The sequence below is a fragment of the Brachybacterium sp. P6-10-X1 genome, assembly GCF_001969445.1.
In the GTDB taxonomy this organism is placed as follows: Bacteria; Actinomycetota; Actinomycetes; order Actinomycetales; family Dermabacteraceae; genus Brachybacterium.
The window spans coordinates 283,135-295,383 of record NZ_CP017297.1; the positions used below are offsets into that span (position 1 = coordinate 283,135).

Below are 12,249 nucleotides of genomic sequence, written 5' to 3' on the forward strand. Positions count from 1 at the left end.
GGCTGATCCGTTCCATGCTGTCCACCCTGCGCATCCGCCAGATCGGTGTCATCGATGACGCGATGCTCGAGTTCGGCCCCGGATTCACCGCCCTGACCGGCGAGACCGGCGCCGGCAAGACGATGATCGTCACCGGACTGACCATGCTCCTCGGGGACCGGTTGGACCGCGGCCGCACGCGCGGCTCGAGCACGGTCGACGGCACCCTCGCGCTGGCCGGGCACGAGGAGCTGTCCACCTCCCTCGACGAGCTCGGAGCGGAGGAGGACGACGGTGAGGTCCTGGTCGTGCGCCGCGTCACCCGCGACGGCCGCTCCCGGGCCCAGATCGGTGGGGTCCCCGTGCCGATCGGAACCCTCGCCCGCCTGGTCGGCACCGCCGTCACCGTGCACGGCCAGGCCGATCAGCAACGGTTGCGGGACCTCGACGCCCAACGGGAGGCGCTGGACCGCTTCGCCGACGCCGAGATCGGGCCGCTGCTCACCCGTCACCGGGAGATCTGGCGTGAACGCACCACCCTGACGGAGCGGATCGCCGAGCTCGACGTCCTGCTGTCCGAGCGGGACCGCCGCGGCACCGCGCTGCGCGAGGCGCTCGAGCGCATCGAGGCCACCGATCCCGAGGCGGGAGAGGACGACGCCCTGCGCACCGAGCTCGAACGGCTCGGCAACGCCGAGGAGCTGCGGGGTGCCGCCACCCAGGCCGCCCTGGCCCTGATCGGCGATGACGACGGCCCTGCCGCCGGTTCCCTGCTGGACGTCGCCTCCGAGTCCCTGGGTCGCGCCGCCCGCACCGACACCACCTTGACCCCGCTGGTCGAGCGCCTGGACGCCGCCCGCATCGAGCTCTCGGACGTCTCGGCCGAACTGACCCGCTATGCCGAGGACATCGACGCCTCCCCGGGTCGGCTCGACGAGGCGAACGAGCGACTGCACGAACTGACCGTCCTGGTGCGGGACCTCGGTGCCCTGCTGCCCGGGTCCGACGGCCCGGCCGAGGACGTCACCGCCCTGTTGGAGACCTCCCGCGGCGCGGCCGTCGACCTCGACCGCTTCGAGGGAGCCGAGCAGGAGCGCGCCACCGCCGCCGCTCGGCTCGAGGCCGTCCAGGGTGAGCTCGAGGAGACCGCCGACGCGCTCACCGCCGCCCGGAGGGCCGCGGCCGAGCGGCTGGCCGCGGCGGTGCAGGAGGAGCTGCGCCATCTCGAGATGCCCGACGCCGCCCTCCGCGTCGACGTCTCGGAGCGGGCCCACCGCTCCCACGGCCGCGACGCGGTCGCGATCCTGCTGGCCCCGCATCCCGGTGCCGAGCCCCTGCCGGTCGCCCAGGCCGCCTCCGGCGGCGAGCTCTCCCGCGTCATGCTGGCCCTCGAGGTGGCGCTGGCCTCCTCCCGCAGCGACCGCACCGCCGCCCCCGTCTTCGTCTTCGACGAGATCGACGCGGGCATCGGCGGCCGGGCCGCTCTCGCCGTCGGTCAGCGCCTGGCGCAGCTGGCCCGCCACGCCCAGGTCATCGTCGTCACCCACCTGCCGCAGGTCGCAGCTCACGCCGGCACACATCTGCAGATCGTGAAGTCCTCGACCGACGGAGCCACCAGCTCCACCGTCGAGACCCTGCAGCGCCCGGGACGGATCCGGGAGCTCGCGCGCATGCTCGCCGGGGACGACGCCTCCGATCTGGCCCTCGCCCACGCCGAGGAGCTGCTGGACGAGGCGAGCACGGCGCCTGCCGGCCGGACCTCTCCCCGCAGGTCCGTCGGATGAGCGCCGCGCCGCCGACGGTCTCGGGCATCGCCCGGCTGGGCAAGCGGACCAAGGACCTCACCAAACGCCTCGAGCCCGGGGACATCGCGATCATCGACCATGAGGACATCGACCGGGTGGCCGCGGAGGCCCTCGTCGAACGCGGTCCCGCGGCCGTGCTCAACGTCTCCGCGTCCACCTCGGGACGTTATCCGAATGCGGGTCCGCAGATCCTGGTCGACGCCGGGATCGCGCTCGTCGACGGGCTCGGCCAGGACGTGTTCGAGGAGATCCGTGACGGGCAGAGCATCCATGTCGACGGGGCGCGGGTGCTGCTCGAGGACCTGGTGATCGCCGAGGGCACGGCGCAGGACGACGCGACGATCGCCGCCTCCCAGCAGATAGCCCGCGACGGGCTCTCCGAGCAGCTGGAGCTGTTCGCCGAGAACACCATGGAGTACATGCTGCGCGAGCGCGATCTGCTGCTGGACGGGATCGGCGCGCCCGCGGTCCGCACCGTCCTGGACGGACGGCCGGCCCTGATCGTGGTGCGCGGGTACCACTACAAAGAGGACCTCGCGACGCTGCGACCCTTCTTGCGGGAGAACCGGCCCGTGATCATCGGGGTCGACGGCGGGGCCGACGCGGTGCTCGATGCCGGATTCCGCCCCGACATGATCATCGGGGACATGGACTCCGTCTCCGACCGTGCCCTGCGCAGCGGTGCCGAGCTCGTCGTCCACGCCTATCGCGACGGCCGTGCCCCCGGGGCGGAGCGACTGCAGGAGCTCGGGCTCGGCGACGAGGTCGTGCTCTTCCCCGCCTCCGGGACCAGCGAGGACATCGCCATGCTGCTGGCCGACGAGAAGGGCGCCTCCGTGATCGTCGCCGTCGGTACCCACGGCACCCTCGAGGAGTTCCTCGACAAGGGGCGGGCGGGGATGAGCTCGACGTTCCTCACCCGGCTGCGGATCGGTTCGAAGCTGGTCGACGCCAAAGGGGTCTCCCGCCTGTACCGTCAGAGCATCTCCACCTTCCAGCTGGTGCTGCTGGCCCTGGCCGGTCTCGCCGCCCTCGCGGTCGCGCTCTGGGCCACGCCCGGCGGCCAGGCGCTGGTCCAGATCCTCGGCGCCCGTCTGGACACACTGCTGTCCTGGTTCACCGTGCTGTTCTCACCCCGGGCCTCCGGGTCGTAGGAGGGTCTCGACCCGTGATCGATTTCCGTTACCACCTCGTCTCCCTGATCTCCGTGTTCCTGGCGCTCGCCGTCGGCATCGTGCTCGGGGCCGGCCCTCTGCGCGAGAGCCTCGGCGATCAGCTCGCCGGGCAGGTCGAGCAGCTCCGCAGCGAGCAGGACCGCTTGCGCGCCGAGGCCGACGACCTGGCCACCCGCAACGACCAGCTCGCCTCCTTCGTCTCCGACATCGGTCCGGAGCTGGTCGCCGACACGCTGCCCGGGGCGCGTGTCGCGATCCTCACCGACGACTCCTCGACCCGTTCCGACACCGATCGGATCAGCGCGCTGCTGGAGCAGGCGGGCGTGGCCTCCACGGTCCGGGTCGACCTCCAGCCCTCGCTGTGGGAGCCCGGCCAGGAGCAGAAGCGCGCGGAGTCCGTCGAGCAGATCCGAGCGATCGCCCCGGCCCTCCTGCAGGACGGGCTCGAAGACTCCGAGCAGCTGTCGGCCGTCGTCGTGACCCTGCTGACCCCGTCGGACACCGGCGAGCTCACCGAGGAGCTGCGCACCCAGGTATGGCAGGTGCTGACCGGGCACCAGATGGTCGCCCTGGACGGAGAGGCGCCCGCTGCGGTCGACGGTGTCGTGGTCGCCAGCGCCGCCCCCGAGCAGCTGACGGACGAGAGCGAGGACGAGGACGTCGCCGCAGAGCGCGCCCAGAGCCTGCTGGCCGCCCAGACCGCCCTGCTCACCTCCTTGTCCGGGACCGGGGTCCCGACGGTGGTATCGGCGGCGACCCCCGACAACGACGCCTCCACCGGGATCCTGCGCACGGTCCGGGGCGACGCCGCCTTCGATGCGCTGTCCACCACCGACCGGCTGCAGGAGGCCGATGGGCCCGTGCTGTCGGTGCTGGCCCTGATCGAGCAGACCCGGGGGGGCCAGGGCGCCTACGGCACGACCGCGGATGCCGATGACCGTCTGCCGGAGCTGCCGGAGACCAGCGGCTTCGAGGACGGGGCCGGAGGCACGGAGGACGGCGAAACGGGTGGGGCCGGCGCCACGGGCGGCGACGGTCAGGACACCGGCGCGCAGGGCGGCCCCTCGGACGGCGGAGGAGCGCAGTGAGTGCACCGGAAGATCGCCAGGGGCGGCAGGTCCTGCAATCCGTCCTGGGAGAACTGCGCCGCACCAACTTCGCCGGGCGTCGCGTGAGCCTGCTCGAGGGCGCGCTGGTGGTCACCGCCTCCGGGGCGATCGCGCTGCGCGGCGATGTCCGGATCGACGCGGCCGTGCTGGGCGGCATCGGGGTTCTGGGGCTGGCCGACGACCTGCTCGAACCCCGCCAACGGCGCGCCGGGCGCGCGGTCTCCAAGGGGCTGCGCGGACATCTGGGCGCGCTGCGGCAGGGGACCGTGACCACCGGAGCGGCCAAGGCGCTCGGCATCCCCGCGCTGGCCCTGGTCGGGGCCGTGACGGCACCGGCACCGCGCGACGGCGCCATGGTCCTCGCCGACGCGGCGCTCGCGGCCGGATGCGCGAATCTTGCGAACCTCCTGGACCTGCGGCCTGGCCGGGCGCTGAAGGTGGTGCTGCCGATCGCCGCCGCTCTCGCGGCGCGTCCGCCGGCCGCGGGCACTCGCGCCCGCAGCGGCCGCACCCTCGCCCTGGCCGCGCTGATCCCCGGCGCTCTCGCGCTGCCGAGCGATCTGCGCGAGCTGGGGATGCTCGGCGATGCGGGAGCGAACGTCCTGGGGGCCGCGATGGGCACGGCCGCCGCCCGCACCCTGCCCGTGCCCGCGCGGCTGGCCCTGCTGGGCGTCGTGGTCGCCCTCACCGTGGCCAGCGAGAGGGTGAGCTTCAGCGCCGTCATCGATGCCACCCCGGCGCTGCGGGCCGTGGACCGCCTGGGACGCCGCGATCCCGCGCCGAGGGCCGGGACGGGGGAGGAGCAGCGATGACCGCCGCCGATCCCGTCACGAGCGACACCCCGGCGCGCTCCGGCATCGCCCGCGCCGTCCTGCGAGGGGCCGGGCTGATCCTGGTGATCACCGTGATCGCCCGCATCGCCGGGTTCGTGCGCTATCTCGTGTTCGGCGCCAGCGTCGGCGCCGGGGACGTGGGCACCGCCTACACCACGGCGAACATGCTGCCCAACGTCCTGTTCGAGATCGTCGCCGGAGGTGCGCTGGCCGCCGTCGTCGTCCCGCTGATCGCGGGTCTGGTCCCCGAGCGCGATCCCGCGGGGGACGCGGGGGACGAGACCGACGCGGTCGAGTCCGGTCCGGACGAGACCGCTGCGGTCGCGTCCCCGCGTCCCGGGCGTGGGGAGCTGCCTCCGCGACGCGACCGCCGCGACGGCTCCGAGCGGGCCGACCGGATCATCTCCGCTCTGCTGACCTGGACGCTGCTGGGCACCGGGGCGCTCACCGTCGTGGTGATCGCGGCGGCGCCGCGCCTCGCCGAGATCCTGCTCGCCACTGAGCAGACCACCGCCGGCGGCGTGCACCTGGGGGCGGTGCTGCTGCGCATCTTCGCGCCCCAGCTGCCGCTGTACGGGATCTCCGTCGTCCTGGCGGCCTATCTGCAGGCGCGCAAGCGGTTCCTGTGGCCCGCGATGATGCCGCTGATCTCCTCCCTGGTGGTGATGGCCTCCTATCGCGTCTACTCCTGGCTGGTGCCCCCGGTGGCGACCATCACCACGATCGACGACGCGGCGATCGCCTGGCTCGGCTGGGGCACGACCGCCGGGGTCGCCGTGATGACCGTGCCGGTCCTGATCGCCGCGCTCCGGTCGGGACTGCGCCTGCGCCCCACCCTGAGGATGCCTTCGCGCTACGGCCGCAGGGCCCTGTCCCTGGGCGGGGCCGGACTCGGCGCCGTCGGCGCGCAGCAGCTCGTGCTCGCCCTGGTCCTCCTGCTCGCGATGCGCGCCGGCGGCACCGGCACGCTCCCGGTGTTCCAGTACGCTCAGGCCCTGTACCTGCTGCCGTACGCGATCCTCGTGGTCCCGCTGGTCACGGCCGTCTTCCCGCACCTCGCGGAACTTCGGCTGGTCGGCGACACGACCGGGTTCGCCCGGGTGTCCGCCGCCTCGGTGCGCACCGTCATGGTGGTCAGCGTGATCGGGGCCGCGATGCTCCTGGCCGGGGCCCCCGCCCTCGAGCAGTTCTTCCGCCTCATCGACCGGGCCGGCGCCACCGGCGTCGGATCCACCGCGGCGGCGCTGGCCCTGGGGCTGGCCGGGTACGCCGTGACCATCCAGTGCACCCGGATCCTCTCCGCGGCGCTGCGCGCCCGGGATGCGCTGCTGGTGGGCTCGGTGGGCTGGGGGATCGCCGCCGTCGCGATCAGTGCGCTGGTGATCCCCAGCCCGACGAGGTCCTCCGCCGAGGCCTCCACCGCCTTCGGGATCTCCATCGCGATCGGCATGAGCCTCTCCGCCCTGGTCGGCCTCGCCCGCATCGCCGACATCCTCGAACCCGGCGGCGACGTCCCCCGGGTGCGACGCACCGCGATCGTGACCCCGGTCGCCCTCCTCGTCGGCGGTGTCCCCGGACTGCTGCTGGGCAAGGTGCTGGTGGCCACGGGCACCGGACAGATCGGGGCCGTCGTCTCCGGGATCCTGTGCGGGCTCGTCGCCGCCGTGCTGGCCGGCGTCGTGATGGCCGCAGCGGACCCGGCGACGACGCGGGACCTGCTGCGCCGAGCCCGGCACCGACGAGACACGGATGCCACCGGTGGGCCGGGGCCGTCCCGAGCCGGCGTCGCGGCGGGAGACGGCGACGACGCGGCGGGAGACGGCCACGTCGCGGCGGTAGACGCCGGCGACGCAGCGGACGGGGCACAGCGATGAGCGTGATCCTGGTGCGGCCGCAGGCCGACGGCGGGCTGTCCGCCCACGTCGATCAGGAGCTGTCCGAGCTGGCGGCGGCCGGGATCGACGTGCGAGAGGCCCCGGTGCGCATCCAGGACCGTCCCCGGCCCCTCGCCGACCTGCGCACCGTCCGCACCCTGCGGCGCTGCATCGAGACGGCACCGCCCCCGGTCGCGGTGCACGCCCATGGCCTGCGGGCCGGGGCCCTCAGCGCGCTCGCCGTGCCCCGCGACGGGCGGGCGCACCTGGCCGTCACGCTGCACAACCGCACCGTCGGGCCGCTGCCGGTGCGGGCCGTCGGAGTGCTGCTGCTGCGCCTGCTGGCCCGGCGTGCCGACACCGTCCTGACGGTCTCCCCGGACCTCGCCGAGGACGCCCGCCGTGCCGGGGCCCGGGACGTGCGCCACGCCGTGGTCCCGGCCCCCGAGCCCGCGCCCCGGGGGCCGCGCGGCTCCACCTCGCAGGGGTCGACCACGGCGGAGGATCCTCTGGACGTGCTGGTGGTGGCTCGTCTGGCCCCGCAGAAGGGGCTGGACGGTCTGCTGGACGCGGCCGCCCTGCTGGACCGCGACAGCGTGCGGATCCGCGTCGCGGGCGAGGGGCCCCTGCACGCCCGTCTGCAGGACCGTGTCCGGTCCGAACACCTGCCCGTCGACCTGCTCGGCCGGCGCCAGGACGTCCCCGCCCTGCTCGAACGCGCCGACCTGGTGGTCTCCGCGGCCGTCTGGGAGGGCCAGCCGGTCTGGCTGCAGGAGGCGCTGCGAGCCGGCCGTGCGATCGTCGCCACCGACGCCGGCGGCACCCGGTGGGTCACCGGCGATGCGGCGCACCTGGTGCCGGTGGGTGATCCGGCAGCCCTGGCGGACGCGATCGCGGCCCACGGCGAGTCCGCGCGGCGCCGACAGGGCGAGGAACGGTCCCGCCGCCGCGCCGAGGACCTGCCCACGGTCCGTGACATGGTCCGTCAGCTCACCGAGATCCTGGTCCCACCCCGGGGCGGATGGTAGGTTGAGGGTCCGTGGCAGATACCAGCGCGAGCGCACCCGAGACCAGCACCGGCCCCCATCCTCGGATCGGTCCGGCCCCCACGGCGAAACCCTTCCGGAACTCCGGCACCACCAAGCACATCTTCGTGACCGGGGGAGTGGTCTCCAGTCTCGGCAAGGGGCTCACCGCCTCATCGCTCGGCATGCTGTTGAAGGCCCGTGGCCTGCGCGTGACGATGCAGAAGCTGGACCCCTACCTCAACGTGGACCCGGGCACCATGAACCCGTTCCAGCACGGGGAGGTGTTCGTGACCGAGGACGGCGCCGAGACCGACCTCGACATCGGCCACTATGAACGCTTCCTCGACGAGAACCTCGGCGCCGACGCGAACGTGACCACCGGCCAGGTCTACTCCGGCGTCATCGCCAGGGAGCGCCGCGGCGAGTACCTCGGCGACACCGTGCAGGTGATCCCGCACATCACCGATGCCATCAAGGAGTCGATGCGCTCTCAGGCCGGCGACGACATCGATGTGGTCATCACGGAGATCGGCGGCACCGTCGGCGACATCGAGTCCCAGCCCTTCCTCGAGGCCGCCCGCCAGGTCCGCCAGGACGTCGGCCGCGAGAACGTGTTCTTCGTGCACGTCTCCCTGGTGCCGTTCATCGGCCCCTCGCAGGAGCTGAAGACCAAGCCGACCCAGCACTCCGTGGCCGCTCTGCGATCGATCGGTATCCAGCCCGACGCGATCGTGCTGCGCGCGGACCGTGAGCTGCCCACCTCGGTCAAGGCGAAGATCTCCTCGATGTGCGACGTCGACCTCGACGCCGTGGTCACCTGCGCGGATGCCCCCTCGATCTACGAGATCCCGCTGGTGCTGCATGGCGAGGGCCTGGACGCGTACGCCATCCGCCGCCTCGACCTGCTCAGCCACGACGTGGACTGGACCCGGTGGGAGGCCCTGCTGCAGCGCGTCCACCACCCCGCCTACGAGGTCTGCGTCGCCCTGGTCGGCAAGTACGTCGACCTGCCCGATGCGTATCTCTCGGTCACCGAGGCCGTCCGCGCCGGAGGTTTCCATCACCGCACGACGGTGAGCATCCGCTGGGTCGAGTCCGACCTCTGCATCACCGAGGACGGCGCCGAGCAGCAGCTGCAGGGCGTCGACGCGATCGTGGTCCCCGGCGGCTTCGGGGTCCGGGGCGTCGAGGGCAAGGTCGGCGCCCTGCGCTACGCTCGCACGCACGGCGTGCCCACCCTCGGCCTGTGCCTGGGAATGCAGGCCATGGTCATCGAGTACGCGCGCAGCGTGATCGGCCTGCCGGGCGCTCACTCCACCGAGTTCGAGCCCGACACCGCACACCCCGTCATCGCGACCATGGCCGAGCAGGCCGACATCGTCGCCGGGACCGGCGATCTCGGCGGCACCATGCGCCTGGGCTCCTACGACCACGCGCTCGTCGAGGGGTCTCTCGCGGCCCGCACCTACGGCTCCGTCGAGGTCGCCGAGCGCCACCGTCACCGCTACGAGGTGAACAACGCCTACCGCGGGCAGCTCGAGGCGGCCGGGCTGGTCATCTCGGGCGTCTCCGCATCGACCGCGGAGGATGCGCTGGTCGAGGTCGTCGAGCTGCCCACCGACGTCCACCCCTACTATCTCGGCACGCAGGCCCACCCGGAGCTGGCGTCCCGGCCCACCCGCGCCCATCCTCTGTTCGTCGGGCTGATCGGGGCGGCGCTGGAGCTGCAGAAGGCCACCCGCCTGCTCGAGATCGAGCCCGTCGATGCCGACGCCGAGCAGGACAAGGACTGATTCGATGACCCTGGCCGATGACCCCGGAGCCCGTCCCGTCACGAACCGCACCACGGCCCACTCCGGGATGGTGTTCGACATCGTGCGCGACACCATCGACTTCGCTCCCGGGGTGCAGTTCGAGCGTGAGTACATGCGCCATCCCGGGGCGGTCGCCGTGCTCGCCGTCGACGAGCAGGAGCACCTGCTGCTGATCCGTCAATACCGTCATCCCGTCGGCCACACCCTCTGGGAGATCCCCGCCGGTCTGCTCGACGTCGACGGGGAGGACCCGCACGTCGGAGCCCTGCGGGAGCTCGGCGAGGAAACCGGACACACGGCGGCGCAGCTGCGCACCCTGGTGGATCTGCGCCCCAGCCCGGGCGGCAGCGACGAGGTGATCCGGATCTACCTCGCCACCGGCGCGAGGGCGCTGGAGGAGGACACCGGCTTCGAGCGCACCGACGAGGAGGCGGAGATCGAGACCCGGTGGCTCCCGCTCGCCGACGCGGTCACCGCCGTGCTCGAAGGACGCCTGACCAACGCCACCACGGTCGCCGCGGTGCTCGCGCTGGCGGCCCATCGCTCCCGCGGAGGGGACGACGCGATGCTGCGGTCGGCCGACGCCCCCTTCCTGGAGCGCCCGGGCCGGGACTGAGCGAGCCGCCGCGCCGGCGGCGCGTGCGCGGCTCCGGGCGGCCGGTGCTCAGCCGTTCTCGGTGCTCAGCGGTCCTCGTAGAGGCAGAACGGGTGCCCGGCAGGATCGAGCATCACGCGCACGTCCTCCTGGGGCTGGAACCCGGCCGGGCGTGCACCGAGGTCCCGTGCCGCCGCGACCGCCGCGTCGACATCCCGGGCGCCGATGTCCAGGTGCAGCATCATGTGCGCGTCCCTGTCACCGGCCGGCCATACCGGCGGTGCGTCGTGCTCCTCGCTCTGGAAGGCCAGATTCGCCGGGGCCCGGGGACCTGCATCGTGCACCAATCGGGCTCGTCGGCATGCAACGGCCACCCCAGCAGGTCGCGGTAGAAGTGCGCCAGCGGCTGGGCGCGCGGTGCGCTGAGCACCACACCGATCCAGCCGCTCAGGTGCGGCCTCGGCGAGAGCGGGCCGTCGGCCCCGGACGGTGAGTTCTCGGTGTCGGTGTCCATGCCCCCATCGAACGCCGCGCGAGGACCCGCGGCAAGGGGTCGCGGACGCACGGGGGCTCCCGGCGCGGGGACCTCGGACCCCGACCGCCCCGTCGGCCGGGGCGGCCGGCGCTGCGGGGGCGGTTCCGCTCGGTCGACGCGCCGCTGATCTCCGGTCCTCAGGGGCCCAGATGGATATCGAGCCCCGTGCGGCCGGGCGCGATGTGCTCGGCGAGCTCCCATTCCTGCGTGTACTGCCCGGTGAACTGCGGCCGGTAGGGCAGCGGGGGCTGCGTGAACAGCCGATCGAGTCGCTCGGTGAGATCGTCGCGAGCGCTGCGGAGGTCATCGAGCCGGTCCGCACTCGGCAGCGCCCACGGAGGCAGCACGTCGAATCCCGTGTAGGCGAGGGTCCCGTGGAGCAGCCCGAACATCAGCTCGGTGAGCTCGCCGGACTTGCCCCGCGCGCCGATGGCCCGGGGCCGATCGCCGAGGGTGGTCGCCACCAGAGCGCGCTTGCCCCGGAAGGGCCCCTGCTCGAAGCGCAGCCGCCGCCCGTTGACGGGATCCGTGCCGAAGGCGAAGCCGCTGACGAAGACCCGGTCGAACCAGCCCTTCATCACGGCGGGCATCCCGTACCACCACAGGGGGAACTGCAGCACGAGGGCGTCGGCACGACGGATCTTGTCCTGCTCGGCGGAGACCTCGGGGTCCTGAGCGTCCTCGAGATAGGCGCGACGCGTGTCCTCGCTGACGCGGAACCGCTCGTCGTCGTGCGGAGCGGGGAGGCCGTCGCGGGCGCGGAGGACCGGGTCCCATCCCATCGCGTAGAGATCGGACTCGATCACCCGATGCCCCTGGCGACGAAGGTGGCCGATGCCATCGCGCCGCAGAGCACCGTTGAGCGAACGGGGTTCGGGATGGGCGCTCACCCACAGGACGGTCTTCTCGCTGTCGAATCGGTGTGTCATCACTCCAGCGTGACCCCGTACAGTCGGAAGCGCCAGTACGGACATTTCTGTCCAGAAGAGATCGACGATCCGAGCCCGGAGGAATCATGCGACTGCCCGTGCACAGAGCTGTCGAGGTCTGCCCCGTGGAGGTCGCCGTCTCGGTACTCGGGGGCACGTGGAAGCTCACCGTGGTCAAACACCTGCTGCAGGGCACGCGCCGGTTCAACGAGCTCGGTCGCCTCCTGCCGCTGGCCAACACGCGCACGCTCACCCGGCAGCTGCGCGAGCTGGAGGAGGACGGCATCGTGCGACGCACGGACCACCACGAGGTTCCTCCGCGGGTCGACTACGCGCTCACCGACCTCGGACACAGCCTCGAGGACCTGGTGGCGGCGATGGACGAGTGGGGAGCGGCCTTCGCCCGGCATCTGCAGTGCTCCGCGCACCCCGCGGACCGACCGGGGCCGACCGCCGCCGATCCCACGCCCCGGAGGTAGGGCACGTGCCGGGTCCGACACGGCCCGGACGAGATCCTGCGGGGGAGGCATCGCCGCACCCGCGCCCGGTGTCTCTGCCCGTGTCTCTGCCGGT

Annotated in this window: 12 protein-coding genes; 9 read left to right on the forward strand and 3 right to left on the reverse strand. The window is 73.1% G+C overall.

What is annotated here, in order from left to right; translation table 11 throughout:
* The first annotated feature begins 14 nt into the window (after positions 1–14).
* The 8 genes from recN to BH708_RS01295 are packed head-to-tail and all read left to right on the forward strand — an operon-like array spanning position 15 to position 10,233.
* Positions 15–1,763 carry a DNA repair protein RecN gene (gene recN / locus BH708_RS01260; protein WP_083713178.1) on the forward strand — a complete coding sequence of 583 codons (1,749 nt, stop codon included), beginning with the start codon at positions 15–17 and terminating at the stop codon, positions 1,761–1,763.
* A complete protein-coding gene (gene steA, locus BH708_RS01265) occupies positions 1,760–2,938 on the forward strand; it encodes a putative cytokinetic ring protein SteA (RefSeq protein WP_076805965.1) in 1,179 nt (392 codons plus the stop codon). Before recN ends, steA begins: the two co-directional genes overlap by 4 nt.
* Positions 2,939–2,952: 14 nt before the next feature.
* The gene (locus tag BH708_RS01270; RefSeq protein WP_076805967.1) at positions 2,953–4,047 is read left to right on the forward strand and encodes a copper transporter; all 1,095 of its coding nucleotides are present in this window, start codon (positions 2,953–2,955) and stop codon (positions 4,045–4,047) included.
* Positions 4,044–4,880 (forward strand): hypothetical protein, encoded by an 837-nt coding sequence (locus BH708_RS01275; protein ID WP_076805969.1) that lies wholly within the window; start codon positions 4,044–4,046, stop codon positions 4,878–4,880. The genes BH708_RS01270 and BH708_RS01275 overlap by 4 nt, the downstream gene beginning before the upstream one ends.
* A complete protein-coding gene (gene murJ, locus BH708_RS01280; protein WP_083713180.1) occupies positions 4,877–6,775 on the forward strand; it encodes a murein biosynthesis integral membrane protein MurJ in 1,899 nt (632 codons plus the stop codon). The genes BH708_RS01275 and murJ overlap by 4 nt, the downstream gene beginning before the upstream one ends.
* Entirely contained in the window at positions 6,772–7,803 is a 1,032-nt protein-coding gene (locus BH708_RS01285; protein ID WP_076805971.1) for a glycosyltransferase, read from the forward strand. Before murJ ends, BH708_RS01285 begins: the two co-directional genes overlap by 4 nt.
* A gap of 11 nt (positions 7,804–7,814) precedes the next feature.
* A complete protein-coding gene (locus tag BH708_RS01290) occupies positions 7,815–9,596 on the forward strand; it encodes a CTP synthase (RefSeq protein ID WP_083713182.1) in 1,782 nt (593 codons plus the stop codon).
* 4 nt (positions 9,597–9,600) lie between these two features.
* On the forward strand, positions 9,601–10,233 hold the full coding sequence (locus tag BH708_RS01295; protein ID WP_157235653.1) for an NUDIX hydrolase: 633 nt from the start codon (positions 9,601–9,603) through the stop codon (positions 10,231–10,233).
* A 65-nt stretch (positions 10,234–10,298) separates the two neighbouring features.
* Here BH708_RS01295 and BH708_RS20580 read toward each other — a convergent pair whose 3' ends face one another.
* From BH708_RS20580 to BH708_RS01305, 3 genes are read right to left on the reverse strand one after another with little or no spacing between them, the layout of a single operon-like run.
* Complete coding sequence (locus BH708_RS20580) at positions 10,299–10,457, reverse strand: VOC family protein (protein ID WP_371329945.1); 159 nt, start codon at positions 10,455–10,457, stop codon at positions 10,299–10,301.
* On the reverse strand, positions 10,454–10,948 hold the full coding sequence (locus BH708_RS20585; RefSeq protein ID WP_371329946.1) for a VOC family protein: 495 nt from the start codon (positions 10,946–10,948) through the stop codon (positions 10,454–10,456). The genes BH708_RS20580 and BH708_RS20585 overlap by 4 nt, the downstream gene beginning before the upstream one ends.
* On the reverse strand, positions 10,885–11,676 hold the full coding sequence (locus BH708_RS01305) for an NAD(P)H-dependent oxidoreductase (RefSeq protein ID WP_076805975.1): 792 nt from the start codon (positions 11,674–11,676) through the stop codon (positions 10,885–10,887). Before BH708_RS01305 ends, BH708_RS20585 begins: the two co-directional genes overlap by 64 nt.
* A gap of 86 nt (positions 11,677–11,762) precedes the next feature.
* On the opposite strand from BH708_RS01305, the gene BH708_RS01310 reads away from it, so the two are divergent.
* Complete coding sequence (locus BH708_RS01310; RefSeq protein ID WP_083713183.1) at positions 11,763–12,155, forward strand: helix-turn-helix domain-containing protein; 393 nt, start codon at positions 11,763–11,765, stop codon at positions 12,153–12,155.
* The last annotated feature ends 94 nt before the right edge of the window (positions 12,156–12,249 follow it).